This window comes from Parajatrophihabitans canadensis (genome assembly GCF_053764775.1).
This window is the reverse complement of sequence record NZ_CM132445.1, coordinates 1,716,498-1,740,676: the sequence shown is the minus strand read 5'-3', so window position 1 is coordinate 1,740,676 and position 24,179 is coordinate 1,716,498. Positions and strand designations below refer to the sequence as shown.

At 63.0% G+C, this 24,179-nt stretch carries 25 protein-coding genes; 13 read left to right on the top strand and 12 right to left on the bottom strand.

The window, feature by feature from the left end; genetic code table 11:
* Positions 1–22: 22 nt before the first annotated feature.
* Positions 23–1,759: a ubiquinone-dependent pyruvate dehydrogenase gene (gene poxB / locus ACSMXN_RS08430; protein ID WP_022911408.1), complete on the bottom strand. Its 1,737-nt coding sequence runs from the start codon at positions 1,757–1,759 to the stop codon at positions 23–25.
* 131 nt (positions 1,760–1,890) lie between these two features.
* On the opposite strand from poxB, the gene ACSMXN_RS08425 reads away from it, so the two are divergent.
* From ACSMXN_RS08425 to ACSMXN_RS08415, 3 genes are all read left to right on the top strand, one after another.
* Positions 1,891–2,331 carry a DUF4389 domain-containing protein gene (locus ACSMXN_RS08425; RefSeq protein ID WP_155958208.1) on the top strand — a complete coding sequence of 147 codons (441 nt, stop codon included), beginning with the start codon at positions 1,891–1,893 and terminating at the stop codon, positions 2,329–2,331.
* A gap of 221 nt (positions 2,332–2,552) precedes the next feature.
* Entirely contained in the window at positions 2,553–3,380 is an 828-nt protein-coding gene (gene ppk2, locus ACSMXN_RS08420; RefSeq protein ID WP_022911406.1) for a polyphosphate kinase 2, read from the top strand.
* The gene (locus ACSMXN_RS08415; RefSeq protein WP_022911405.1) at positions 3,374–4,603 is read left to right on the top strand and encodes a cation:proton antiporter domain-containing protein; all 1,230 of its coding nucleotides are present in this window, start codon (positions 3,374–3,376) and stop codon (positions 4,601–4,603) included. Before ppk2 ends, ACSMXN_RS08415 begins: the two co-directional genes overlap by 7 nt.
* Before the next feature lie 9 nt (positions 4,604–4,612).
* Here ACSMXN_RS08415 and ACSMXN_RS08410 read toward each other — a convergent pair whose 3' ends face one another.
* Complete coding sequence (locus ACSMXN_RS08410; RefSeq protein WP_022911404.1) at positions 4,613–4,963, bottom strand: hypothetical protein; 351 nt, start codon at positions 4,961–4,963, stop codon at positions 4,613–4,615.
* Between the two features lie 280 nt (positions 4,964–5,243).
* Here ACSMXN_RS08410 and ACSMXN_RS08405 point away from each other — a divergent pair, with 280 nt between their 5' ends.
* Both ACSMXN_RS08405 and ACSMXN_RS08400 read left to right on the top strand, forming a co-directional pair.
* Entirely contained in the window at positions 5,244–5,690 is a 447-nt protein-coding gene (locus ACSMXN_RS08405) for a universal stress protein (protein ID WP_022911403.1), read from the top strand.
* 2 nt (positions 5,691–5,692) lie between these two features.
* Positions 5,693–6,298 (top strand): hypothetical protein, encoded by a 606-nt coding sequence (locus ACSMXN_RS08400; protein ID WP_022911402.1) that lies wholly within the window; start codon positions 5,693–5,695, stop codon positions 6,296–6,298.
* Between the two features lie 61 nt (positions 6,299–6,359).
* Here ACSMXN_RS08400 and ACSMXN_RS08395 read toward each other — a convergent pair whose 3' ends face one another.
* The 5 genes from ACSMXN_RS08395 to ACSMXN_RS08375 all read right to left on the bottom strand — a co-directional run bounded on the left by ACSMXN_RS08395 (position 6,360) and on the right by ACSMXN_RS08375 (position 11,997).
* Complete coding sequence (locus tag ACSMXN_RS08395; protein ID WP_022911401.1) at positions 6,360–7,043, bottom strand: response regulator transcription factor; 684 nt, start codon at positions 7,041–7,043, stop codon at positions 6,360–6,362.
* Complete coding sequence (locus tag ACSMXN_RS08390) at positions 7,022–8,791, bottom strand: GAF domain-containing protein (RefSeq protein ID WP_022911400.1); 1,770 nt, start codon at positions 8,789–8,791, stop codon at positions 7,022–7,024. Before ACSMXN_RS08390 ends, ACSMXN_RS08395 begins: the two co-directional genes overlap by 22 nt.
* Positions 8,792–8,845: 54 nt before the next feature.
* Positions 8,846–9,835, bottom strand: a complete 990-nt coding sequence (locus ACSMXN_RS08385) for an Acg family FMN-binding oxidoreductase (RefSeq protein ID WP_027138953.1) — start codon at positions 9,833–9,835, stop codon at positions 8,846–8,848.
* Positions 9,836–9,905: 70 nt separating this feature from the next.
* On the bottom strand, positions 9,906–10,940 hold the full coding sequence (locus ACSMXN_RS08380) for an Acg family FMN-binding oxidoreductase (RefSeq protein WP_022911398.1): 1,035 nt from the start codon (positions 10,938–10,940) through the stop codon (positions 9,906–9,908).
* 10 nt (positions 10,941–10,950) lie between these two features.
* A complete protein-coding gene (locus ACSMXN_RS08375; RefSeq protein ID WP_022911397.1) occupies positions 10,951–11,997 on the bottom strand; it encodes a zinc-dependent alcohol dehydrogenase family protein in 1,047 nt (348 codons plus the stop codon).
* A gap of 202 nt (positions 11,998–12,199) precedes the next feature.
* Here ACSMXN_RS08375 and ACSMXN_RS08370 point away from each other — a divergent pair, with 202 nt between their 5' ends.
* Positions 12,200–12,544: a hypothetical protein gene (locus ACSMXN_RS08370; RefSeq protein WP_155958206.1), complete on the top strand. Its 345-nt coding sequence runs from the start codon at positions 12,200–12,202 to the stop codon at positions 12,542–12,544.
* Here the strand turns inward: ACSMXN_RS08370 and ACSMXN_RS08365 are convergent.
* Positions 12,508–13,203, bottom strand: coding sequence for an SDR family oxidoreductase (locus ACSMXN_RS08365; protein ID WP_022911395.1), 696 nt, complete (start codon positions 13,201–13,203; stop codon positions 12,508–12,510). The two genes, ACSMXN_RS08370 and ACSMXN_RS08365, sit on opposite strands and share 37 nt — an antisense overlap.
* A gap of 99 nt (positions 13,204–13,302) precedes the next feature.
* Here ACSMXN_RS08365 and ACSMXN_RS08360 point away from each other — a divergent pair, with 99 nt between their 5' ends.
* On the top strand, positions 13,303–13,860 hold the full coding sequence (locus ACSMXN_RS08360; protein ID WP_455407732.1) for a MarR family winged helix-turn-helix transcriptional regulator: 558 nt from the start codon (positions 13,303–13,305) through the stop codon (positions 13,858–13,860).
* A gap of 115 nt (positions 13,861–13,975) precedes the next feature.
* On the opposite strand, the gene ACSMXN_RS08355 is transcribed toward ACSMXN_RS08360, so the two are convergent.
* Complete coding sequence (locus tag ACSMXN_RS08355; RefSeq protein ID WP_051148718.1) at positions 13,976–16,444, bottom strand: glycoside hydrolase family 3 N-terminal domain-containing protein; 2,469 nt, start codon at positions 16,442–16,444, stop codon at positions 13,976–13,978.
* Between the two features lie 227 nt (positions 16,445–16,671).
* Between ACSMXN_RS08355 and ACSMXN_RS08350 the strand changes: the two genes are divergently transcribed.
* The 6 genes from ACSMXN_RS08350 (at position 16,672) to ACSMXN_RS08325 (ending at position 21,997) form a co-directional block, all read left to right on the top strand.
* Positions 16,672–17,142, top strand: coding sequence for a MarR family transcriptional regulator (locus tag ACSMXN_RS08350; RefSeq protein ID WP_022911392.1), 471 nt, complete (start codon positions 16,672–16,674; stop codon positions 17,140–17,142).
* On the top strand, positions 17,139–19,013 hold the full coding sequence (locus tag ACSMXN_RS08345) for an ABC transporter ATP-binding protein (protein ID WP_022911391.1): 1,875 nt from the start codon (positions 17,139–17,141) through the stop codon (positions 19,011–19,013). Before ACSMXN_RS08350 ends, ACSMXN_RS08345 begins: the two co-directional genes overlap by 4 nt.
* Before the next feature lie 149 nt (positions 19,014–19,162).
* A complete protein-coding gene (locus tag ACSMXN_RS08340; RefSeq protein WP_022911390.1) occupies positions 19,163–20,161 on the top strand; it encodes an SPFH domain-containing protein in 999 nt (332 codons plus the stop codon).
* 145 nt (positions 20,162–20,306) lie between these two features.
* Positions 20,307–20,651, top strand: a complete 345-nt coding sequence (locus ACSMXN_RS08335; protein WP_155958204.1) for a hypothetical protein — start codon at positions 20,307–20,309, stop codon at positions 20,649–20,651.
* A gap of 143 nt (positions 20,652–20,794) precedes the next feature.
* On the top strand, positions 20,795–20,977 hold the full coding sequence (locus tag ACSMXN_RS08330; protein ID WP_155958203.1) for a hypothetical protein: 183 nt from the start codon (positions 20,795–20,797) through the stop codon (positions 20,975–20,977).
* A 96-nt stretch (positions 20,978–21,073) separates the two neighbouring features.
* Entirely contained in the window at positions 21,074–21,997 is a 924-nt protein-coding gene (locus ACSMXN_RS08325; RefSeq protein WP_022911387.1) for a cyclase family protein, read from the top strand.
* Between the two features lie 62 nt (positions 21,998–22,059).
* Here ACSMXN_RS08325 and ACSMXN_RS08320 read toward each other — a convergent pair whose 3' ends face one another.
* From ACSMXN_RS08320 to ACSMXN_RS08310, 3 genes are read right to left on the bottom strand one after another with little or no spacing between them, the layout of a single operon-like run.
* Positions 22,060–22,602 (bottom strand): hypothetical protein, encoded by a 543-nt coding sequence (locus tag ACSMXN_RS08320; protein ID WP_022911386.1) that lies wholly within the window; start codon positions 22,600–22,602, stop codon positions 22,060–22,062.
* 14 nt (positions 22,603–22,616) lie between these two features.
* Positions 22,617–23,543 carry an alpha/beta fold hydrolase gene (locus tag ACSMXN_RS08315; protein WP_022911385.1) on the bottom strand — a complete coding sequence of 309 codons (927 nt, stop codon included), beginning with the start codon at positions 23,541–23,543 and terminating at the stop codon, positions 22,617–22,619.
* A gap of 51 nt (positions 23,544–23,594) precedes the next feature.
* A complete protein-coding gene (locus tag ACSMXN_RS08310) occupies positions 23,595–24,164 on the bottom strand; it encodes a hypothetical protein (RefSeq protein WP_022911384.1) in 570 nt (189 codons plus the stop codon).
* Positions 24,165–24,179: the final 15 nt, after the last annotated feature.

Genomic DNA, 24,179 nt, shown 5'->3' with positions numbered 1-24,179 from the left:
CGTTCACTGCGAGGCAGGTGAGTCAGGAGAAGATGCGGCGCGCGAGGTTCGTGCTGGCCAGATCGAGGAGTTCGTCACCACGGCCGGAGAGGATCGTGCGGGTCGCGTAGAGGGTGAAACCCTTGATCTGGTCTCGGGTGATGCTCGGAGGCATCGACAGCTCTTGCCTAGCCGTCAACACTTCGACGAGTGCCGGCCCGTCGTAGGCAAACGCCGCGCGCAACGCCGCCTCGAGGTCATCCGGGCGCTCGACACGCTGACCGTGCACACCCAGCGCTTGGGCCACCTCAGCGAAGTTGGGGTTGTCCAGGTCCGTTCCGAAGTTGACGAGGCCGGCGGCCTTCATCTCCAATTCCACGAAGGCGAGTGCTCCGTTGTTGAATACGACGATCTTCACCGGCAGGCTCTGCTGACGCAACGTGATGAGGTCCCCAAGCATCATCGCCAAGCCGCCATCGCCGGAGAGCGTGATGACCTGGCGACCAGGCTGCGAGGCTTGGACGCCAATGGCCTGCGGTACTGCGTTGGCCATCGTGCCGTGGTTGAACGAGCCGATCAGGCGTCGGCGGCCGTTCATCGTCAAGTAGCGAGCAGCCCAGACGACCGGCGACCCGACGTCCGGCAAGAAAACGGCATCGTCGGCGGCAATCGCATCGATGGTCTTCGCGACGAACTGGGGATGGATCGGCGTGCGGTTTCGGTCGTTGACGGCTAGCTCGTCCAAACCCTGACGCGCCTTGGCATAGTGCTCACGCATACGGTCCAGATGCTTGCTGTCAGTCTTCGCCGCGAGTCGGGGTAAGAGCGCGGTAACAGTGTCCTTCACTGTGCCGACGAGTGCGATGTCCACGTTGGTCCGACGACCGATCTGCTCGCCACGAATATCTACCTGCAGGACAGTGGCCTTCTGGGGGTAGAACTGCCGGTAAGGGAAGTCAGTGCCGAGCATCAGCAGCGTGTCGCAGTTTTCCATGGCCTGGTAGCCCGAACTGAACCCGAGCAACCCGGTCATGCCGACGTCGTGAGGGTTGTCGTATTCGACGAACTCCTTGCCGCGCAACGAATGGACCACCGGAGCTTGCAGCGCCGCGGCAATTGCGACGACCTCGTCATGAGCGCCCGCGCAACCCGCACCGGCGAGGATCGTTACCCGAGCCGAGCTGTTGAGCGCCTCGGCGGCGATACTCAACTCGGCGTCGCCAGGGCGAGCCACCGTCGTGGACCCGCGAATGGTGGCAGCGCGCTGGCTGCCGTCGAAGTCGTGCATCAGGATGTCGCCAGGCACCACCAGTACCGCAACACCGCGGCGCTCGATCGCGGTTCGGATCGCGATATCAAGCACGTAGGGGAACTGCTCGACCGAAGCAGCCAGTTCGCAGTACACACTGCATTCACGAAACAGCTCCTGCGGGTGAGTCTCTTGGAAGTAGTTGCCGCCGATCTCAGCACTGGGAATGTGCGCGGCGATGGCGACCACCGGTACCCGGCTGCGGTTTGCATCGTAGAGACCGTTGATCAGATGAAGGTTTCCCGGTCCGCAGCTGGCAGCGCACACGGCGAGGTCGCCCGTCACTGCCGCCTCTCCTGCCGCGGCGAACGCGGCGGCCTCCTCGTGCCTGACGTGTTCCCACGCAAGGGTGCCGTCGCGGCGCAAGGCTTCGGTGAAACCGTTGAGGGAATCGCCCGGCAACCCGTACACACGCTGCACCCCTGCATTCTTGAGGGTTTCGACGATCAGATCCGAAATCGTGGTTGCCATGGATCAATCCAATACCTCCTGGGCAACCTTCGCCAGCACCAGTGTGCCTTCGGTCGGCGAGCCTCAGCGTTGCGTTCACGTTGGCATGGGAAGGTGCGGCGAAATGCTGCCTACCTGGAATAGGACTCTCGATGACCACTCCGCCGCCGTTTGATCCGCCGCCGTTTAATCCGCCGCCGTCTGATCCGCCGCCGTCTGATCCGCCGAGCGCGCCCCCGCCCAACCTGCCGCCACCGAACTTTTCGACGAGCGTGACGCCGTCCCCGGCCAGCGGCCACCCGGTTCAGCTGTCAGTCGCTCAGAACGAGAATCCAAGCCGGTTGCTGGCGATCTTCAGCATTCCCTTCTTCCTCATCCGGTCCATCTTGCTGATCCCGGCGTTCATCGTTCTCTACTTCGTTGGCATTGTGATGTTCATTGTTGCGTGGATCGCGCAGATCGCCGTCGCGTTCACCGGAAACTACCCTGAGGGCATGCGCCGCTTCGTTGCTGGAAGTCTCCAGTGGCAAACAAGGGCGAGCGCCTACCTTCTTGGCTTGACCGACAAGTACCCGCCGTTCAGTCTCAGCTGATCGAACTCAAAGCAAGCCAACGCCCGCCTCGCTACCAGTCGGCCCGGCATACCGTATAGCACTATCAAGACGAGTGAAACGCCGACGGTCCCGTCGTGGGTCGATGCCCGGGACCGGAGCGGCGACAGCTCGACGCATGCCCGCGCGTGCAAGGTCATCAGTTCTGAAACTTCACATCGTGGGGCGCCATTGTCATACTGCTATTGGCGTAAGGAGGCTTCATGAGCAACGGAGCCAATACCAACAGACGAACTCACAGCGCCCGCATGCCTCGCGAAATCTACGAGCGAGAGCTCCTCCGGTTGCAGGCAGAGCTGGTCACGATGCAGAACTGGGTGAAGGAGTCAGGCGCAAGAATCCTCGTCATCTTCGAAGGACGGGACGCCGCCGGCAAGGGCGGCGCGATCAAGCGCGTGACTCAGTATCTGAACCCGAGAATGGCACGAGTCGTTGCGTTACCGGCACCCACCGAGCGAGAACGTGGCGAGTGGTATTTCCAACGTTACATCGACCATCTGCCCAGTCGCGGCGAGATCGTGCTGATGGATCGGTCTTGGTACAACCGCGCGGGTGTCGAAAATGTGATGGGATTCTGCAGTCCGGAACAGCACCGGCGATTTCTTGCCCAGTGTCCAGTCGTCGAGCGTCTGCTCGTTGACGACGGCATCTTGCTGCGCAAGTACTGGTTCTCGGTCAGCGACGCCGAACAGCAGCATAGATTTCGAGCCAGGCTCGAGGATCCGCTTCGCGGCTGGAAGCTGTCGCCGATGGATCTGGAATCCATCACTCGCTGGGAGGACTACTCCCGCGCCAAGGATGACATGTTCGTTCACACCGACACGATCGAGGCACCATGGTTCGTGATCGAATCGGACGACAAACGGCGGTCAAGAATAAATATGATCGCCCATCTGCTAGGCAGCGTTCCATATACCGAGATCGCCCACGAGAAGATCGCCATGCCCAAGCGCCCACCTACTGCTGGCTATGTCCGACCGCCACGCGAGCTCTATCACGCCGTGCCTGATCACGCCGCAACGCTGTGCTGATCCTGGCTGACTCGCCGCAAACGCGTCCAGCACTGTCAGCACTATTCGTCGTCTGCCTCGTCGCGGCGATCGTCCCGATCGTCTCCCACCTGCTGCCGGACCGACCACCACAGGTGGTGCTGTTGCTCCTCGGCGGCATTCTGATCGGGCCGTCCGTCTTTGACCTGGCCAAACCAGCCGACATTCAGCTGATCGCGGATTTGGGTCTCGGGTTTCTGTTCTTGCTGGCAGGCTATGAGGTCGAGGCCACCTCGTTGCGTGGCACCATCGGCCGCCGGGCAATCGGGGGTTGGCTGGCGTCGCTTGGACTGGCCACGATTGCCGTCTTCTTAATGAGCGAAATCGGATTCATTCGCGCTCCGGTCCCCATCGCAATCGGGCTGACCACGACCGCGCTCGGCACGTTGCTGCCGATCATGCGTGATCGTGGGATGCAACAGGGCATCCTTGCTGATTGCGTGACCGCTTGCGGCGCGGTCGGTGAATTGCTGCCGGTGCTTGGAATCGCACTCGTGCTTGGGGCTTACAGCTCGTGGATCGAGGTCATAGCGATCAGCGCGGTCTGCGCTGTGGGTTGGGCGCTGACGACTCTCGGCCGTCGGGCGCGCGGTACAGCGCTCGAGCGAGTCCTCGCGGCCACCGCGCACGGCACGGCGCAGACCACCCTGCGCTGGACGATGGTGATCCTGGTCGGCTTGCTGCTGTTGACCTCGCGCTTTGGCATCGACAGCGTCCTAGGTGCCTTCCTCGCCGGCCTGGTGCTACGCCACTGGACGTCCGCGGATGCCGGCGAATCCTTTGACCGAAAACTTGACACCATCGGCTATGGGCTCTTCATCCCGGTGTTCTTCGTGGTTTCAGGTATGAGCCTCGATCTCGCCTCCATCGGGCGGCAACCGATCCGGCTCCTGCTGTTCTTCTTCCTCCTCATCGCGGTGAGGGGCCTGCCGCTACTGATCTTCTTCCGCGGCGTCCTGCGCTTCCTGCCGCGATTGCAACTGATGTTTCTCAGCGCGACTACCCTGCCGCTGCTCGTAGCAGTCACCACACTGGGAGTGCAGGACGGCCACATGCTGCCGGCCAACGCTGCTGCACTCGTCGGAGCCGGAATGCTTTCAGTGGCCGTGTGCCCGCTGATCGGAATCCGGGTCCTCGGTTCGCTGGACCGCAAGTCCACCGAACGCGACTCCGGACGGTCAACGGCAATCTCATCCGGACCCTGAACGTCAGGCTCAGCGCGGGGATGGACAGGCGCACGGTTCAGCCAGTTCGGCGTCGATGAGCGCGGTGCATCCCGCGGCATGGCTGTGCATCTTGGTAGTACGCTCGCGCAGCCGGCCAAGGGACTCGGCGTCGCCTATCGGCACGCTGGCCTGAAGGTGTTCGCTTGCGTGCACCTCGGGCAGGTCCAGCACGGCATCGACCAGGCTGGCGCGCGTGCCAGTTGGCAAGTGGCCGGCCTCGGCCTGAAACGAGACCCGTGCGGTTGCATGTGGCTCTGCGTACGTGCTGACCTGCGCCGCGGCAAGGGGCTGGCCCTGATCAGTGATCTCAACGCTCTGCTCGGTGCTGGATTGGGTCATGGACCTACTGTGCTCGCTGCCCCATACGGGCCGACAGGGTCTTTCTACCTGTGGTGGCCGTCGAACCGCCATTGGTCGACCCTGGCCTGACGGCCCGACGGCCCGACGGCCGGACGGGCCCGGGTGCGTGCCCAGGACCAAAGTCCCGGTGAGAGCGGACCAGCGCCTCTAAGGCAAGTCCTCGATCGCGATCAGAATCAGTTTGCAAGGCAAGTGGATTTGCACTGCACCCGATGATGTCCCGCTGTCTGGGCAGCTAGCAAGCGAAAGGAACCCGAACATGACCGAACAACGTGCGATGGCCGGATCCGCTCACATCGTCGTGGGAGTGGACGGGTCAGAGCCGTCCCGACAGGCCTTGCTGTGGGCAGTACAGTACGCGGCCCTGATCGGTGCCACCGTCGACACCGTCATCTCCTGGAGCTATCCAGCCGTCTATGGCATTGGTGCAATTGCCACGGACTGGAATCCCGAGGCGGAGGCACGCCAGACACTCGCCGACACCGTCTCCTCGGTGCTCGGCGAGAAGGTGCCACTTACTCTCACCCAGTCGGTACGTGAAGGAAACGCCGCGCAGGTCCTACTCGACGAGACCAAGGACGCGCAGATGTTAGTCGTGGGTAGTCGCGGGCACGGCGGATTCGCCGGACTACTTCTCGGATCGGTCAGCGCCAATTGCGCTGAACACGCGCAATGCCCCGTGCTAGTTATTCATGGAAAGGCGTAATCATGTCCACGCTAACTCACGACACCCTTGACGTTCCCCCCGTCGCCGACGGAGCGACGAGAGTTCCCCGACGCATGATCGACACCGTGCTCACGGCAGGTGGACTGCTCATGGTGGTCGTTCTGCTGGTGGCCGGAGGCCTGCTGGTGTGGGCGCACGACTTCGTCGACAACGAGATCCACAATCAACTTGCGGCAGAAAAGATTTTCTTCCCGCCGGCAAACAGTCCCGCCGTCGCTGGACCCGAATTCGCCGCGATGCGGCAATACGGCGGTCAACAGCTGACCACCGGGGCGCAAGCTCAGGTCTATGCCGATCACTTCATCGCCGTACATCTCAAGGAGATCGGCGGCGGCAAGACCTACGCACAACTCAGTACTGCGGCCCAAGCCGATCCAAAGAATACTGTCCTTGCCGGCCAAGTAGCCACCGTGTTCAAGGGTGAGACGTTGCGTGGCTTGCTGTTGAACGCCTACGCCTTCGGGACGATGGCCACGATCGCACTCATCGCCGCTATCGCCGCGTTCGTCGCCGCCGCCTTGATGCTGGTGTTGTCCGGCCTGGGAATCCTTCATATCCGTAGGAGCAGGATCCCAACTACCGCGTAACCGCCCCACCGAAGGCAGCTGAAGCACGCGCCCGTCCCGTTTCTCGGGACGGGCGCGTGCTTCACTCTGTCGGATCCGGACGAGAGACTTTGGCACCGTAGACGGCCGCCTGGGTACGACGTTGCATACCAAGCTTGGCCAATAGGCCCGAAACATAGTTCTTGATGGTCTTCTCCGCCAGAAACAGTCGTTCACCGATCTCGCGGTTGGTCAGTCCATCGCTGATGAGACTGAGGACTTCACGCTCGCGGTCGGTGAGCGAAGCCAGCCGCTGATCCTGCGGGGCACCATCGCGCAGCCGACTGAGCAACCGTTCGGTGACGGCGGGATCCATGAGAGATTTACCCGCCGCGACCTGACGAATCGCATCGACGAGGTAACTGCCGCGAACCTCTTTGAGCAGGTAACCCGCTGCCCCAGCCATGACTGCGGCGAAGATTGCGTCGTTGTCGTCATATGAGGTCAGGATCAGGCATCGGATCTGAGGCGCCGATGAACGAATCTCACGACACACTTCGATACCACTTCCATCCGGCAACCGAGCATCGAGCACGGCTACGTGCGGCGTCGTGGCCGGGATTCGCCGCAGCGCTTCTGCGGCCGTACCCGCCTCACCGACGACGACGATGCCGGGCTCGGCATGCAGAAGGTCAGCGATACCTCGCCGGACGATCTCGTGGTCGTCGAGAAGAAACACTCTGATCGGATCGACTTCGTTGATCTTCACGGCAGTGGGATCGTCCATTGCAAATGAGTTCCTTTGTGATCGATTCGCGTTGGCTGGTCAGCCGCATCTGCCAGGGCAAGCATGCCGCCACGCTGCTCGGCGCGCTCGCGCAGGTTGGCCAGGCCGCTACGCCGACGCGTGTCGCCGAGACCTACGCCGTTGTCGGTCACCTCCATCGACAAGGCTGTCGTCGCTGCGGTGACATCGATGTGGACACGGCTGGCCCCGGCATGGCGGGCGACATTGGTGAGCGCTTCGCGCAGGACGGCAACGAGGTCCTCCGCTACCGACTCGGTTACCAGGGCGTCGATCGGACCGGCGAAGCGAACCTCAGGATCGAAACCGAGTAGCGCGCTGACCTCGTCTACAACTGCAAGCAGACGGGTACGCACCGTTCCGGTCTCGGGGCCGAGAGGCCCGCGGAGTTGAAAGATCGAGGTTCGGGTCTGGCGAATCGTCTCGTCAATGTCGGAGACGACTCGACCCAACTTGGTGGCACGCTCATCGTCACCCATGCTGCCGGCGACACTCTGTACCGTCAGCCCGATCGCGAATAGCCGTTGAATAACGTGGTCATGCAGATCACGGGCAATCCGGTCACGGTCCTCGAGGAGCACGATCCGTTGTTGATCGGTGCGCGCATCAGCAAGTTCTAGTGCGATGGAGGCATGGTTGGCGAACGTAGTGGCCATCTCCAGGTCGGCTTCGGTAAATCGATGCCGACCCCGCTCGCGGCCGATGACCAGAGCTCCTCGGGTTCGCTGCGGCCCACCGAGCGGAATGACCATGGCCGGCCCGACCGAAAGCACCTCTGACAAGTTGCCCGAGTAGCCAGGGTTCTCCTCGGCGTCGCCCACCAACACCGGGCCGGTCTGGAACGCCAGCCCGACCAGTGTGTTCTCGATCGGCGAGGTGAGTGCGATGAGCTCGTCGGCACGCTGGCCCGAGGCGACTTCGACGATGAGGCGCTGGCCATCGGGCGTCGGCAACATGAAGGTGACGACGTCGGCGTCGGCGATGAGCCGTGCCTGTCGCGCGATCAGCCGTAGCGGCTCCTCCCCCTCTGCGGAAAGCAGCTGCTGGGTGACCTCGGTCGAAGCTTGCAACCACTCCTGTCGCCGTCGCGATTCCTCATACAGCCGGGCATTCGCGATCGCCACGCCAGCAGTCGCAGCCAGAGCCGCGGCGAGCTCCTCGTCCTCTGCCGTGAACTCGCCACTTTCGGGCTCGGTCAGGTAGAGGTTGCCGAACACGACATCGCGCACCCGGATCGGCACGCCGAGAAAGCCCTTCATCGGCGGATGGTGCGCCGGGAAGCCGACGGAGCGCGCGTCATCGCTCATGAGGCTCAGGCGAATCGGGCGTGCGTCGTCGATCACCGCGCCGAGCAGACCTCGCCCCTCTGGCAGATGCCCGACGAGGGCAATCGTCGCCTCGTCGAAACCTACGTTGACGAACTGCTCGAGGCCGCCACCGGCAGGGTCGATGACACCAAGTGCGCCGTAGCGAGCATGCGTCAGCTCGCACGCGGCTTGGACGATGCGCCTCAACAGTGCTGGTAGGGCGAGGTTACCGACGATCGCCTGGTTGGCGCGTAGCAACCCCCGCAGCCGACCTTGGGTCGAGACGACGTCTTGAGCCCGGCCGATCAGCTGGTTCAGCAGTTCGTCGAGTTCAAGTTTGGGCATGTCCGGAAACCGGGGCGCTGGTGCATCGTCCTCCGGCGCTCCGGGCAGGTCACTGTCGCTCTGTATCGAGTCCGCCATCGTTGCGTTCAGGCTATCGGCTTTCGCACGGAGTAGTCGGCACGGTCAGCGCTCTCACTCCGACTCACTCAGCATGTCGACCAGCCGTCGCCTGCGTGACGCCGGAGTCGCCGGGGCACGGCCGATCCGTAGCAGCAGATGCGGGTGCATCTGCAGGTTCAATTGCTGCCTGAGCGCGATGTTGGTGGCGGCGACCTCGATGACCTGGGTGAACGGGCTCGCGACGTAGCCACGGCGGGTGATCTCGAGCAAGATGTGTTCGAGCGCTTCGCCGGCGTAAACCCAGTCGCTCGGCGTGTCTTGTGCGGTACTCAGTAAGAACATGGCCTGGTTCAGGCTGGAATGGGTCTCGGTCGGCAGCCAGCCGTGGCCGTGGGTGTCGAAGTCTCGAAGCGGAACATCGTCGTGAGCATCGGCATCGACGTGGGGCACTGCGAGTGCAGGCACGCCGTCGAGGCGGCGTGGGTCCTCACTGGTCCAGGCCCGGAGCTCGGCGCGATAAGCCGGATCGAGATTTTCGAAGTCATCGGCCTGCTGGCTGAGCCGCGCTACCGTCTGCCTGTCCTGCGGCAGGCTGATTGGAATCAGCTGCGCGCGTTCGGAATCTGCGATCTGCACGAGGGCCTGGCCAACCTCGGGTGGCAAGGGTTCGTCGGCGAATCGACGTCGGTTGGTTTGACGGGATTCGACGACGGCGTCAAGAGCACCGATGAGAAGGCCGTCAACCGTCTCGTCCGGCAGGGTTAGTCTAGCGACCAGATTCGGCTGGCTCGGGTCCGGAAAAACCTCGACCAGCGCGTCGTAGCCAGCCGCGGCCAGCGCGACGCGAGCGTTGAATACCGCACAGCCGCAGCTGATCAGCAGCTGCCGACCGCGGGGATCGAGCACTCGCAGTCGTCGGCTCCAATCGGCATGTACTTCCAAGGCGGAGCCGCCAAGCAGGAATCGCCAGGGCTGTGTGTTGTGCACCGAGGGAGCCAGCGTCGCACGTACTGCGGCACGACGGATCGCGCTGGCCAGTCTGGGTTCGATCAGGGAGGTCATGTCGATCACCTGTTTCGGGGTTGCGATCGGTCGAGGCTTGCAAGTTCAGCAATCCGCGGTCTGGTTATGGTCACGCCTCAGCAGTGACGTCGGCAGTGACGTCGGTGATGACGTCGGTGAGAGGGCGGCGCGGGGTCGCCGGCGTGGCCGCAGCGATGCCCGCCCGCAACATCAGCTGAACGTTGCCCCGCAGTCGCAGGTCGTGGCGCAGTTGATCTCGGGTACTCGATACTTCAGTGACCTGTGACAGGATGCTCGTCTTGAGTCCGACACTGGTCAATTCGAGAAGCACCCGGCCGAGGGCCTGACCGGCGATGAGCCAGGCGCGTTCATCGTCACCAGGAGTCGTAAGGATGAGCATGCTCTGGTCGAGGCGGGATCGCGTTTCTGCTGGCAGCTCACCTGTGCCGCTGGTATCGAACTCTCGAATGGGGATGTCGTCATGTGCCTCATCGGAGGCCTGCGGGACGGCCGACACGGGCACGCCGTCAGGGCTGTCGGGGTCGTCGGTTATCCAGGCTCGCAGCTCCTCGCGATAGGCCGGGTCAGCGTCCTGAATGCTCTCGGCTCGTTGGCTCAGCACCGCCACTGCCACCCGATCTTCCAGCTCACGGAGCGGGTGCAGGGACGCGCCCTCGATCTCGGCGGCATGCATCGCGGCATCAAGAGCGTGGTCCGGGATGAGGCCGCGGCTGAATTGGCGCCGGTTGCTGTGCCGGTCTTCGGCGACGGCGTCCAGTCGTTGAGCAGCCTCGTCCAGTTCAGCCGCTGGCCCGGCAACGGTGATAGTGGCGAGCAGTTCCGGATGCGCTGGGTCCGGTAGCAAAGCGGTGACGCCGTCGATCTGCGCGGCCGCCAGCGCAACGCGGGCTCCGAACAGCGCCGCCCCGCAGCTGATCGTTGCCTGCCGACCCGTCGGGTCTATGACCGGGACGCGTCTACTCGAGTCAACGAGCAGGTCGAGCCGATCGGAGTGAATGACGAAACGCCAAGGCTGGGTGTTGTGAATCGAAGGCGCGAGGGTGGCACGTGCCGCGGCGTTTCGGAGCGCCTTTTCGACGACGTCAGCGGTAGGTACCCGGGGGTCCAGCGGGGTGGTAGTCATGTCTCGTTCCTCAGTTCTCTCGTGATAGGACGACCTTCAGGGCACCGGTCTCGCCGGCGCGGGAAAATACGTCGTAGGCATCGATGAAGTCGTCGAAGCCGAACCGGTGGGTGACGAAGCGTTCAGCGTCGATTTGGCCCGACTTCAACAGCCGCAGCAGTGTAGGAGTGGAATACGTGTCGACCAATCCGGTCGTGATGGTGACATCGCGCGTCCACAGTCGCTCGAGGTGCAGGGTGACTGGCTTGCCGTGCACACCGATGTTGGCCACCCGACCCACCGGCCGCACCAGATCGGCGGCAAGTTCGAACGTGGCGGGCACGCCGACCGCTTCGATCGCGACATCAACGCCCAGACCACCAGTCAGTTCCATGACCGCAGCGATCGGGTCCTGCTCGGCATTGTTGATGACGACGTCCGCACCGAATTGCTTCGCCGCCTCGAGCCGGCTCGCGGCCATGTCGATCGCAATCACCATGCTCGGACTGAACAATCGCGCACCGCTGATCGCGGATAGACCTATCGGCCCAGCGCCGACGACGGCGACGACATCACCGGGGCGCACCTTTCCGTTGAGCACGCCGACCTCGTAGGCGGTCGGGAGAATGTCAGCGAGCATCAAGAGCGCCTCATCGGTGACGCCAACCGGTACCGGGTACGTCGAGTTGTCAGCGAACGGGACCCGTACGTACTCGGCCTGGGTGCCGTCGATCTCGTTGCCGAGGATCCAGCCCCCGCCACCGGTGCATTGGCCGTAGCGACCTTCGCGGCAGAACCTGCAGGCGCCACAGGCGCTCACACAGGAAACCAGAACCCGGTCGCCGACAGCGATGTTCTTCACAGTGGTACCAACCTCTGTCACGGTCCCCACGGCCTCGTGGCCGATGATGCGCCCAGCCACCATGGCCGGGACATCACCCTTGAGGATGTGCAGATCTGTGCCGCAGATCGTGGTCGTGTCGACACGAACGATGGCGTCCGTGTCGGCGATGAGCTCCGGGCGAGCGACGTCTTCCCAGGCCTTGAGCCCGGGTCCGTGATAAACAAGCGCCTTCATGACGAGCTCCCAAGATCGATGAGATGTGCGTATGACCTCATCGTGCGCTCGTCCATGACTCAGCGGCAGGGCTGAAGGTCCTGACCCTGTCGGGACTGTCCTGGAGAAAAGGGTCCCTTTGACTGGTCCGCGACGCGCCAAAGAAAGCGACGCTGAGGGAGCACAAAATCTGGTTCTCAAATCAATCTATGAGGAGACGTCGATGCCCACAGTGCCTCGTGACATGTCTGACCTACACCTCGCACCGGTCGTGCTCGCTGTGGACGCGAGAATCGATGCTCTCGGCCAGTTGGATGCGGACGCGCTGACCATTGCGGTCGAAGACACGAGCGACGACCCGATCAAATACCTCAGCTTCAGGGAGGAAGCCTTGATCACCGCGATTCAGCAGTCGATTGAATGTCACGGGTGGGCACTGGCCTGGGATCCGCGCGGATTGCGAATGACGCACGGTGAACGAAGCCTCGTCCTCGGCGTTCCGCCCTCGTTCATGGCCTATCTTGCGGCAGATCAGCTTTTCTTGAACGCTTCGCGGCGGATCATCTGAAGAAGCGTCGGCGCACCCTCTGACGTCGTCACCGCAACGGCCTTGCGAGCGTAGCGAGAGTCAGTTGCTTGTTCGAGCATGCTCGCTGCCAGGTCGGGACGGCTGGTGAAGACACCCGGCGCCTCATCTTCGTGTAGCTCATAGGTCGTCACGCCATCGGTGTCGAACAGCCCCGACGGGCGCATGATCGTCCATTTCAGATCGCTGGCCCGGACGATTGCTTCCATTCGGCGCATGTCGTCGTAGGTGGACTTACCGATCGTGGCGGTGAGCATCGGCTGCAGTACTCGATTTAGCAAAAAGCTGCCCTCGGCGTGCCGGTGCGGCTCGGTGGCGCTGGAGCTCACGACGACCAATCGCTTGACCCCTTGTTGAGACATGGCCGCGATGATGTTGCTGACGCCGTCGCTGTACACACTGATCGGCTTTCTCGTGAACGGCACGCCGAGGCTCGACAGCACGACATCGGCTCCTTCCACCGCCCGATCAACCGCCGCAGCGTCATAGACGTCGGCCTCTGCGATGGTCAACCGTTCATGCGCCACCGGAAACTCCGCTGGTCGGCGGGTGACGGCTACGACGAGATGTTCAGCGTCTAGCGCCTGCCTGGTCAATTGACGCCCAGTGGCCCCGTTGGCTCCAAAGACGACGATCCGCATGGCTACGCTCCTCCTGACCCGCGTTTCCGCGGATCGTTCGATGGATACTACGACTATCATATGATATGACATTCATAGCACCTGGGAAGGATCGTCGCAATGCACACGTCGAGTGGGCTCTCGGATCGATCCGAACCGCCCGAAATGAACTCAGCGCGACGGCGCCGCATTGCTGCGGCAAAGCAGAGCCTGCGGGAACTGCGCATGGAACTTTCCGTGCTCAATCACCGGGTGGGCAGTCGGATCGAGGTCAGGGACGTCGACTTCGACTGCCTCGACGTGATCACCAGGCATGGACCGATCAGCCCCAGTGCGCTGGCCCGCCGGGTCGGCGTTCACCTTGCCACGATGACTGGAATCCTCAATCGACTCGAGACCGGCGGATGGATCACCAGGGATCGGGTCGCAGGCGACCGGCGGGTGGTACTCGTCCGTGGCGTCGCAGACAAGCAGCGTGAGATCTACCGGCTGTACGGAGGCATGAACAGCGCACTGGACGAGATTCTCGAGGACTTCTCCGACGACGAGGTCGATCTGCTGATCGACTTTCTGCAGCGTTGCACGGCAGCGGGCCAGTCTTCGACCGACAAACTCACCGACACCGCCGACACCGCCGACACCGCCGACACCGCCGACACCGCCGACACCGCCGAGTAAACGCGCAGCGGTGACCCGGGCACGGCAGCACGCTGGCCACAGCCTGAGCTGTGGCCAGCGCGACCCATTCCTTAGCAGATCTGTTGGGAGCAGATCTGCTGGATTGGGCGATCGCTCAGAACACTGTGAACGGCGCCGATACCTCGACGTCATACGGCGTTGTGGTGTTCTTGTCGAGCTGCACGACGTACGAGCCGGCCTGAACGGTGGGCGGCCCAGCGGCGTTGATGTCGCCCTGCGTCTCGGCCAGCGTGTTCAGGCTGAACGTGACCCGGACGACCTTCGACTGCCCCGCGTTCAGCGTCACCCGGGTGAAGCCGACGAGCCTTTGCGGCGGTGTCACCACATCGCTCGTGGGCTGGCTGACGTAGACCGGCACGACGTCCGTTCCGGCTGTCGACCCGGTATTGGTCACCGTGAAACGAGCGGTCGCGCTGCCGTTGCTCGAAACGTTGGGCGTGACCGACAAGTTGCTGCGAGCAAAGGTCGTGTACGACAGGCCATACCCGAACGGGTAAAGCGGGTTGTAGGCGTGACCCGGGCCCGAACCGGTGCCAGGTAGCTGATCAAAGAACTTCGGTTGGTCGCCAAGCGGCGACGGGGCTGTCCCGTCGAAGTCCGCGCCCACCGTCGCGGCATCGGACGGCCAGCTGACCGGCAGCTTTCCGCTCGGATTCACCTTTCCGAAGACGACATCAGCTACGGCCGCACCAGCTTCGGTGCTGCCCTGGTAAGCCATCAGCACGCCATTGGCGTTCTCGGCCGACCCGAGCCCGACCGGACGACCAGCGAGCACGACAACGATGACCGGCTTACCTGTTGCCTCAAGGGCCGTGACCAGCGCTTGCTGATCGGGTGGCAGCTGCGGAGCGGGGTTGTCACCGAGTCCTTCGGCGTACGCCTTTTCCCCCACTGCCACTACGTAGGCACTCGCCGAAGGCGCGAGGGCTACCGCCGCGGCTTGGTCGGGTGCTGAGACCGCATTGGGATCAACCGCCTGAATACCTTTGAGGACGGTCGTTCCGGGCGGGATCTGGTTGGCTGGCCCCATGCAGCAGACGTGGCCGGCTCCGAATACGCCCTGCCAGCTCACGCTCCAACCACCGAGCTGATTTGTCATCGAGTCGGCGCTAGGCCCGGTCACGACAACCTTGCCCGTCGGCGAAAGCGGCAACGCGTTGTTCTGGTTGCGCAACATGGTGATCGACTCGGTGGCTGCTTGCAGGGTCGACTGGCGGCCAGCGGTCACTGCCGCATTCGCTGCCTGAGGGTTCACGCAAGCAACGCTGGGGTTGTTGACGCACGGCTGATCGAAGAGCCCGAGCTGGAACTTCAGCGTGAGAATTCGCCGTACAGCCTCGTCTATACGCGCACGCGAGATCTTGCCCGTGTTGACGTCCTGGAGTATCGCTGTCTGCCATTTATCGGCGTCGAAGACCTGCATACTCATATCGACGCCGGCGTTGACCGCCTTGGCGATCGCACCAGCCAGGTCGGGGGTGATGTGGTACGCGGTCTGCAGAGCTGGTACATCCTGGTAGTCGCTGATGACGACACCCTGGAAACCAAGCTGCTTGCGCAGGATGTCGGTCAGCAGGTAGTGCGAAGCTGTCGCCGGCACGCCGTTGATGGAGCCGGAATCAGCCATCACCGTCTGGGCTCCAGCATCCAGAGCACCCTCGTACGAAGGCAGAATCGTGCTCTGCAGATAGCTCAGTGGCAACAGCGCTTCGTTGCGGTCGTGGCCGTTGATCGATTGGGAGTAGCCAGCGAAGTGCTTCACCGTGGCAGCGACGTTGAGCGCCTTACCTTTCGCGGTGGCCTGCAGTCCCTGGACGTTCGCCGCGCCCATCGCTGCGGCCAAAGTTGGCTCCTCGGCCCAGGTTTCATACGTACGGCCCCATCGGTTGTCCCGTGACAAGTCCTGTACAGGGGCGAAGTCCCAGTTCCAGCCGGTGGCAGCCAGCGCCTTCGCGGTAGTCCTACCGCCGACCTGCGCAAGCGTCGGGTCCCAGGTGGCACCCATGCCGATCGACTGCGGGTAGAGCGGAGCCTGCCAGGGGTGACCGAAGCCGTGTACCGCGTCGACACCGAAGATCACTGGGATATGCAGCCTTGAGTTCTTGACCGCATATTGCTGAATGATGTTGTACTCATTCGCCCAGTCGAATCCGGTGTTGCCCACCCCGCCTTGACCGGTCGTGTCGATTGGGTTGTTGGTCCCGCCGGCCAGAATCGAACCAGCCTTCGAATCAATGAGGATCTTCTTCATGCAGTCAGGGTTCGGAAGGTTGAAGCCGTTGTCCCCGCAGGTGGTGCTGTTGGGATCGGTCAGCGTCGTGACGAGCTGCTGATCCATCTGACCGACCTTTTCTTCCAACGTCATCGCGTTCATCAGCGCGTTGACCCGCGCGGCCACCGATTTATGCGCGTCGAGCCAGGGCACCGAAGGCGGTTTAGCCGAAGCGGTGTCGTACCTGGCGAGCGCCGGAACGCCGACAGCAGCCAGGCAGAGCACCGCCACCACAGCTACTAGTGCCCGACGCCTTCCATCGGTTCGGCGGCGGACGTTTGAAACGGACATGGCCGACCTCCTCGGGGTCGTGCGAGGAGCAGCTTGAGTCGACGTCCCTACCGCGCGGCGCGCATGCCCGTCGCGCCCACGACAGCGTCTCCTAAGTGATGCGGGTACGGCAGGGACAAAGGCGGGCGGGTGTGCCCACCACACTCCTTTTGGCGGCAATTGTCAATAGATACGGCGCTGGGCGGGGCAGGCAAATCGATCCCTGACCGTTGATTTATAGTACGCAGATGCGTACTAATTCTGGTCTGGCGCGAGGTGCGCTCAGCGACGCTGCTTTGGTCTCACGCGCGGCTACGAGCTTGGCGGCACGAGCTCGTGCTCAGCGTCGCGGAGCCCTCAGCCTGAACCAAGTCGCCGTACTCGGCTGGCTGTTGCGGGCCGGCCCGATGACGCCCGGCGAGGTCGCTAGCCGGCTGCGCCTGCAACCCCAGTCGCTTACTCGCACCTTGAACAAACTTGAGGAGGCCGACTTGGCACAGCGCAATATTGACCCAAGCGATGGCCGGCAGTCGCTGCTCACGATCACCGCTAGCGGGCGAAAGTCATTGAGGGACGAGATGAGACCCCGGAACCAATGGCTTGCCACTGCGATGTCGGAGACTCTGACCGAGGCCGAGCGCAAATCCCTCGTACTCGCCGCCGGGCTCATGCAACGATTGGCAGAAGTAGACGCATCTCTTGCGCCGGAGGGGTCGTGACCGCGGGTTCAGCACCCGCCGGGCTCGCACCGGGCCGACCGACGTCGCAGCGCGACCACGCGGAGCTGGCTGGACAGACACCGGAGAGAGTCTCCCTGCGACGCATCGCGTCCCTGTTCAACCCCTACCGATGGCAGGTCCTCGCGCTGGTGGGCCTGGCCGTTCTACAAGGAATCGCGGGCGTGTGTTCGCCCTTTCTGTTACGCGAGATAATTGATCGAGCGCTGCCCGAGCGCAGCGCGGTACTGGTGACCTGGTTCGCGGGGGGCATGCTCCTCGCCTCGGCTGCGAATGCCGTCCTGTCGGTCGCCTCCACCTGGCTGTCCAACCTGATCGGTCAGCGGGTCATGCACGATCTCAGAGTCAGCGTCTACGAGCATCTGCAGCGGATGTCGCTGGCCTTCTTCACCAGGACCCAAGCAGGCGAGCTGCAATCCAGGATGGCCAACGACGTCGGTGGCGTCGACAACGTCATAACGAACACGGCAAGTTCGACGGTGCAGAATGTCATCGCTGCTGCCTCGGTCACGGTCGCGGCTCTGGTCATGGACTGGAAGCTAGCCATAATCTGCCTGATCGTCGTACCCATCTTCCTCTTGTTGGCCCTCCGGATTGGCAGGCGAAGGCGCGCAATTGCTCGTGGCCGCCAGCGTAAACTTGCCGGGCTGACCGCTCACATCGAAGAGTCGCTGTCAGTCGCCGGCATGCTGCTCACCAAGACGATGGGTCAGCAAGAGCAGATGAAGCAGCGCTTCTCGACCGAGTCTCGAGAACTGTCCCAACTCGAAATGAGCGCCGCCATGAGTGGGCGGTGGGTGCTCGCCAGTCGCCGAGCGAGCCTGACGATGATCCCCGCAATCGTCTATTGGCTCGCGGGTTTGGCGCTTGCGCACGGCGCCACCACGATCTCGATCGGAACTGCGGTCGCCTTCACGAGCATCCTCAACCGATTGGTCGCTCCTGCTTCGGCACTTCAGGGAGTGGGCTTATCGGTTTCGACATCGCTGGCGATGTTCGGCCGGATCTTCGAGGTTTTGGACCTCGATGTCGAGGTAGCGGAATCGAGAGACGCAATCGAACTGCGTGAGGTGCAGGGCAAGGTCAGCCTCCGAAAGGTCAGTTTCCGCTATGCAACCAAGCCTGATGATCCCGACAACAGCGATCAAGACAACAGCGATCAAGACAACAGCGAAAGACCGTGGACGCTACGGGACATAGATCTCGAGATACCGGCGGGCGCGACCGTCGCCCTGGTTGGCGAGACCGGTTCGGGTAAGACAACGCTTGCGTACTTGATCGCTCGGCTGTACGACGCTCAGCGCGGTCAGATTGAGATCGATGATGTGGACGTTCGCCGGATTCGGTTGGCCACCGTGGCGGCCTCAGTCGGTCTCGTCGCTCAAGATACCTTCTTGTTTCATACGACAGTTCGCGCCAATCTCCTGTTCGGCGCACCCAACGCGACCCAAGCCCAGCTGGAGGCGGCGGCCAGGGCTGCCCGCATAGACGAGCTCATCACGTCTTTGCCGGAGGGCTATGACACCATGGTTGGCGCCCGCGGCTACCGGTTCTCCGGCGGGGAGCGGCAACGGCTGGCGATTGCGCGGATGATTCTGCGCAACCCGCCGATCCTGGTGCTGGACGAAGCGACGAGCGCTCTCGACAACGAGACCGAACGGATAGTCCAAAAGGCTTTGGAGCAGCTTGCCCAGGGCCGAACCACAATCGCTATCGCACATCGGCTCAGCACCGTCCGCCATGCCGATCAGATCGTCGTACTCGATCACGGACGCATCATCGAACGTGGCACGCACGAGGAGCTGATCAGCCGCGGCGGCCGGTACGCCCTGCTCGCAGGCACGATGACCTGACTCAACCCATCGTCTGATCGTCACAACGCGGTAGAGCGTGTCGGTGTCGGGCGGCGGGCCGTGCCGATGAGACCCTCCATTCGGCCGTCGGGCGAGTCACCAGCCCCGGTCCATAGGTTCGCCGTGACATCACCCGATGAGGAGCACTAGTGGAGACGAAGGTTGGCCATTTGCGGGGAGGTGCCTTTCGGACAACCCTGATCGCGCTGGTAGTCGTGTTGGTGGCCATAGTCGCTCTGGTCGTACTGTTCGGTGGTTACGGCTCAACCGACGGCGGCCACGTTGCGATCGTTCGAAACGGTGGCCCACTGGACAACACAAAAATTCGGCAGGTGGTGCCGGCGGGTTCCGGCCGCACTCGAATCGGTCTCAACTCGACGATGCACAAATACCCCACCTCGCAAAGGTTCTTCACGATCAGCTCAACCGGCAACGCCGACGCGAACGAGTCCGTGACAGTTCCCACCGCAGACGGGGTCAACGTCGGGGTGGAAGGAACGGCCTACTTCACGCTCAACACGAGCCCTGCCGACGGCTACGCGGTCTTGAAGTCATTCGACAACGCCTACGGGACGAGGCAGTTCAAGTGCACCGGGTCCGCAACGTCAAAGGACCTCTGGGCCGGGGACGCCGGCTTCGCGTGCTTCTTGGACCAGATCTTCTCGCCGGTGATCAACAACGATCTGCGCACGAGCATCGGAGATGTCAAGTGTGCCGATCTGGTGAGCTCGTGCTCACTCGTGCAGAACAGCAGCGTGGCGATCGACCCGACCAAGGTCGGTCAGGGCAACGTCAACCTGGCAAACATCGAGAAGAACATCAGCGCCTCCCTGACCTCTGACCTGAACTCCACCCTCGGCGGTGGTTACTTCCAGAACGTGAAGTTCAATCTTGCCAAGATCGACCTGGACCCGGCCGTACAGAAGGCGATCAGCACCGCGCAGGCGAGTTTTGCCGACGTATCCCAGGCCCAGGCTGACCTGAAGAAAGCACAGATCGAGGCGCAAGCAAACGAAGCCAAACAACGCGGCTATACGTCGTGCCCGGTCTGCGCCCAGCAGGACCTACTCGCGAAACTGCCACAAGGTATTACCGTCTTCGCACCGGGCAATGGCTCGGGCATTAGCCTGGCTGTACCAAGCAAGTAGGGCTGCGCCGAGCAAGTAGGGCTGCGCCGAGCAAGTAGGGCTGCGCCGAGCAAGTAGGGCTGCGCCGAGCAAGCAGACCGGTGCGCGAAGGCCGGTGACGGCGCGATTGCAGGTTGGAAGGTCGAGTCGGAAGGGCGGAGCACCGTTGGCGAGGATCGTCTTCGAAGGGGTCATCCTGCTGCTCATCGTGGCCGGCGTGCTCTTTCTCGCGCGCGAGTGGGACGACCGCCGTCGAATGCCGACCACCAGGGCCGACCGGGCCCTTACCGCACCCACGACCGCGGTCTGGCAAGCAACGAACGTGGGCACGCACGACAACCAGACAGAAGTCGCGGTCATTCTTCGCGGCCCTGGGCCGAGCGACGTATGGGAGCGTCGAACGTGTGCCGTTATTCCCAACTTGGACCCGGACTACGACACCCGCCTCTACAACGCAATGGAGGATGCTCGGGCCCGCGCTTCGTTGCTGAACAGCATGCGGGACGGATAGGCGCCGCGGGGCTGATAGGTCCTGCGCGGCGGGCAGGCATCGAGTCGGTTTCTGAGATCGCGACGGGTGCGAGCGGCATTTGAGGGCTAGGTTGGACGAGTAGCGGCCGTCAGACGCGGCTGGTGAGCGAGAAGGAGAATCAGATGATACTGAGGAAGAGCCAGGTCGTGGACAGCCTCCGCCAGCAACAGCACTACGAAGCCGCCAGCAAGGTCGAGCGCGAGCTACCAGATGACGTTGACACTGAAAAACACGCCGCGTGGTTGACGCAGTTGGATTTCCGAGAAGAGCAGTTCAAACTCGGCGGCGAGTACGACAGCAAGTAGTCCTCCCGAGGACGACCCCAGCACCCGCAGGCACCGCGCAAGGAGGCTTTTCAGAAAACCGCTTCCTCCGCGTGATGAACATGGCATCCTTCCGGCATGACCGAATACCGAGCCATGTTTGACGCGTCGATGACCTTCTTGAACGGCGGCGGCCTGCGGGTCGAAGCCTTCAGGGTGGATGTGCCGCGACGTGATACGTCCGAAGACGAGATCGTCGCGCTCTTCATCTCATCGTTGAACCTGCTGATGGTTGAGCATGTCTCGTTGACGAAGCTCCAGATCATCGAAGAACCTCACAAGGGAACGCACGCCGGGCCGAGCGACCATTCCCCCAGGGGTGAGTCCGGCCAGTGGGGGCGGCTCGTGGACCTCAGCCACCTCATCACTGAAGGCATGACCACGATGCCAGGGCTACCGGTACCGCACATCACGCCCCACCTCACCCGTGAGGCGTCCCGCCAGGTCTATGCGGCAGGGACGGAGTTCACGATCGACGTCATCACGATGGGCGGCAACACCGGAACCTACGTCGACAGTCCGTTTCATCGCTACTCTGATGGCACTGATCTAGCCGGTGTGCCCCTCGCGCGACTGGCGAATCTGCCTGCCGTTCTTGCCCGAACGGCTGGCAGCGCCACGCGCGCCGTCGACGTCGCCGCGCTTGCTGGCCTCGAAGTTGCGGGCGCTGCAGTACTTTTGCACACCGGGGCCGACCGGCACTGGGGAACGCCTGCTTACTACGAAGACGCTCCGTTTCTGACGGAGGCCGGCGCCGAATGGCTCGCTGCCCAGGGCGCCGCCTTGGTCGGTATCGATTCGGCGAACATCGACGAGATGACACCGGGTGGGCCGCGGCCAGCCCATAGCGTGTTGCTCGCGGCCGGAATTCCGATCGTCGAACATCTCACCGGCCTCGATCAATTGCCGCCGACCGGCGCTCGCTTCACCGCGGCGCCACCGAGGGTTGCCGATTTCGGGACTTTTCCGGTCCGCGCCTTCGCCGTCCTTCCACCGAATTGAGTGATTGTCGGCGAAGACTGCCACCCGACAGAGCCGGAGATGACTGACCCGGCTCGGCGTTGTCAGTAGCCGTATCCCCCGCCGCTGTTGCTGTTGTTGCTGCTGCTATTGGCCGCACCGAGCACGGCGGTGCCATCGGAGGAGAGCACGTACCACCTCGCGCCGAACTCGTCGATCGCCTGCCCGCGCGTCTGGCCCGCCTTGCTGTCTCCGGCGAAGTAGTACAGCGGGTGGCCGGCGTAGCTCAGCTGCCGAGTCCCGCCCGGCGCAGCGATTACGCCGATAGCAGCGGCTGAAGCACCGCCGGCCGCGTGCGGCACAGCAGACACTGGAACCGGTGGCCACACCGCGGCGCAGCTGCCGCCACAGGTCGACGACGACCCGGTGTCCTTCTGGAACAGATACATCGTCCGACCCTGCGAATCGACCAGGATAGGTCCCAAACCTGTACCACGGGTTGCCACCACGGTCGTACTCGGCGACAAACTGAGCGCATTCGTACCCGATGCGGAATTGGTAATCGTCACACCGAGAACCGCCGCGAGTGCACTCAAACCGGCACCGCCGACGACATACAACGGCAGGCGTTTGGATCTGATCATCATGACTTCAATTCCTCCTAGCTTGGTTGATGGGATTTGACAGAGAGGGACTTTCGGTACTCCCACGCCATAGCGCGCAGTACCGCGCGGAGCACGATGTCCGGGTCGTCTCTGGGGATGAAGTGCCCGGTGGCAGTCGTGATGACTGCCGATGCGGGCAGCCCTCGGTCCAAGGCTGCTGCCATCCGGGGTCCTGCGACACGATCGCGCTGCCCAGCCACGATGACCACCGGGCAGTGGATTTCGTTCAACCGCTCCTGCAGTCGTCGCGCGCCGGCCACCAGCTGCCGTTGCTCGGTGAGAAAGCTCCGCCAGAGGCTGCCCCTGGCTAGCTGGCGAGCGACTTCCCTGGCCGCGGTGGGGCTAATCCCGGCGCGACGAACGAGAACCAGCTGTCGAAGCTTGGGAATCTGCAACGCGAGGCCGCCCGAACGGAATCCGAGCCAGGTCAGAGCGGGTCCCATGACGGGTGCGGCCAGCGCGCGGTCAGTGAAGGTCACCGAGCTCGAACCGGCCGCGGGTGCGATCAGGACCAACGCTCGGACCCGTTCAGGAGCGGTGGCTGCCAGAGCCAAAGCAGTTCCGGCGCCGATGCTGTGCCCGACGACGACCACCGGCGAATCCTGCTGATCTTCCAGAAGCCCTGCGAGGATTAAGGCGGTGCTGAATTGGTCTACGGACTCGTCGCCATCGCGACTGTTGGCGGGTCGATCGAACGGGATAACCCGCAATCCACGGCTTTGCAGCAACGGACTGACCCGCGACCAAATCACCGGTGACCCCGGCTGGCCATGAATCAGCAACACACCCTGAGCTTTGCCGTCTTCGGATTCGGTTTCGGTTTCAGTATCGGGACCGCTGACGACGCGACTGGTTCGGTGGTGGGTGAAGACCGACGTCGACGTGCATTGGGGTGGAATCGCGAACCGCGGCTTGTCGGGCATGGCAGAGCTCCGTTCGATAAGAGGTAGTTCTCAGAGGTAGGTCGGTGAGAGTCAGCTGGCAGAGGTCGTCAGAACCGTGACCGTGTTGTCGGTGTCGGTGTCGGCGTCGGTGTCGGTGTCGGCGTCGGTGTCGGCGTCGGTGTCGGCGTCGGCGCGGTCCAGAGGCTTATGAGATCGACGGTGTGGGCTCATTCGCCACGCGGCGAGTAACACGATCAGGGTTTCAGTAGCCACCGCCGCGGTTCCGAGCGGGCAGTTCCAATTACTGATATCAAGGTTGTCTGTCGGCAGACCGGTTGTGCGGCTGAGGACATAACCCAGTAGTGCGCTCATGGCGATGAAGTCGGCCAACGCCCAGACGAGCCGGCCAGGGACGGTCATCAGCAGGCCCGCGGCCAGCACTGACGCCGCGATGAGTACGAAGTATCCATAACCGATCAAAGGAGTTTCAAGAAAGGTGTCGGGAAAGTCCGCCACATGGATGACCGCCACCGCGGCCAGTGCGATAGCGCCCGCACAGCGCGCTAGGTATTCGGTGGGGATCCGGTTAGATACAGAATTGGTCAGTACAGAATTGGGCTGTACAGAATTGGTCAGTACAGAATTGGGCTGTGCGGGCATGGGAGTTCTCCTTGG

What these genes read in the sequence shown, in the direction of transcription:
- ACSMXN_RS08380 (WP_022911398.1), bottom strand. Translation starts at nt 10,940, where the DNA reads ATGACTACCACCCCGCTGGACCCCCGGGTACCTACCGCTGACGTCGTC.
- ACSMXN_RS08405 (WP_022911403.1), top strand. Translation starts at nt 5,244, where the DNA reads ATGACCGAACAACGTGCGATGGCCGGATCCGCTCACATCGTCGTGGGA.
- ACSMXN_RS08310 (WP_022911384.1), bottom strand. Translation starts at nt 24,164, where the DNA reads ATGCCCGCACAGCCCAATTCTGTACTGACCAATTCTGTACAGCCCAAT.
- ACSMXN_RS08315 (WP_022911385.1), bottom strand. Translation starts at nt 23,543, where the DNA reads ATGCCCGACAAGCCGCGGTTCGCGATTCCACCCCAATGCACGTCGACG.
- ACSMXN_RS08400 (WP_022911402.1), top strand. Translation starts at nt 5,693, where the DNA reads ATGTCCACGCTAACTCACGACACCCTTGACGTTCCCCCCGTCGCCGAC.
- ACSMXN_RS08425 (WP_155958208.1), top strand. Translation starts at nt 1,891, where the DNA reads ATGACCACTCCGCCGCCGTTTGATCCGCCGCCGTTTAATCCGCCGCCG.
- ACSMXN_RS08385 (WP_027138953.1), bottom strand. Translation starts at nt 9,835, where the DNA reads ATGACCTCCCTGATCGAACCCAGACTGGCCAGCGCGATCCGTCGTGCC.
- ACSMXN_RS08390 (WP_022911400.1), bottom strand. Translation starts at nt 8,791, where the DNA reads ATGGCGGACTCGATACAGAGCGACAGTGACCTGCCCGGAGCGCCGGAG.
- ACSMXN_RS08395 (WP_022911401.1), bottom strand. Translation starts at nt 7,043, where the DNA reads ATGGACGATCCCACTGCCGTGAAGATCAACGAAGTCGATCCGATCAGA.
- poxB (WP_022911408.1), bottom strand. Translation starts at nt 1,759, where the DNA reads ATGGCAACCACGATTTCGGATCTGATCGTCGAAACCCTCAAGAATGCA.
- ACSMXN_RS08355 (WP_051148718.1), bottom strand. Translation starts at nt 16,444, where the DNA reads ATGTCCGTTTCAAACGTCCGCCGCCGAACCGATGGAAGGCGTCGGGCA.
- ACSMXN_RS08410 (WP_022911404.1), bottom strand. Translation starts at nt 4,963, where the DNA reads ATGACCCAATCCAGCACCGAGCAGAGCGTTGAGATCACTGATCAGGGC.
- ACSMXN_RS08370 (WP_155958206.1), top strand. Translation starts at nt 12,200, where the DNA reads ATGCCCACAGTGCCTCGTGACATGTCTGACCTACACCTCGCACCGGTC.
- ACSMXN_RS08325 (WP_022911387.1), top strand. Translation starts at nt 21,074, where the DNA reads ATGACCGAATACCGAGCCATGTTTGACGCGTCGATGACCTTCTTGAAC.
- ACSMXN_RS08330 (WP_155958203.1), top strand. Translation starts at nt 20,795, where the DNA reads ATGATACTGAGGAAGAGCCAGGTCGTGGACAGCCTCCGCCAGCAACAG.
- ACSMXN_RS08360 (WP_455407732.1), top strand. Translation starts at nt 13,303, where the DNA reads ATGCACACGTCGAGTGGGCTCTCGGATCGATCCGAACCGCCCGAAATG.
- ACSMXN_RS08350 (WP_022911392.1), top strand. Translation starts at nt 16,672, where the DNA reads ATGCGTACTAATTCTGGTCTGGCGCGAGGTGCGCTCAGCGACGCTGCT.
- ACSMXN_RS08365 (WP_022911395.1), bottom strand. Translation starts at nt 13,203, where the DNA reads ATGCGGATCGTCGTCTTTGGAGCCAACGGGGCCACTGGGCGTCAATTG.
- ACSMXN_RS08320 (WP_022911386.1), bottom strand. Translation starts at nt 22,602, where the DNA reads ATGATGATCAGATCCAAACGCCTGCCGTTGTATGTCGTCGGCGGTGCC.
- ppk2 (WP_022911406.1), top strand. Translation starts at nt 2,553, where the DNA reads ATGAGCAACGGAGCCAATACCAACAGACGAACTCACAGCGCCCGCATG.
- ACSMXN_RS08375 (WP_022911397.1), bottom strand. Translation starts at nt 11,997, where the DNA reads ATGAAGGCGCTTGTTTATCACGGACCCGGGCTCAAGGCCTGGGAAGAC.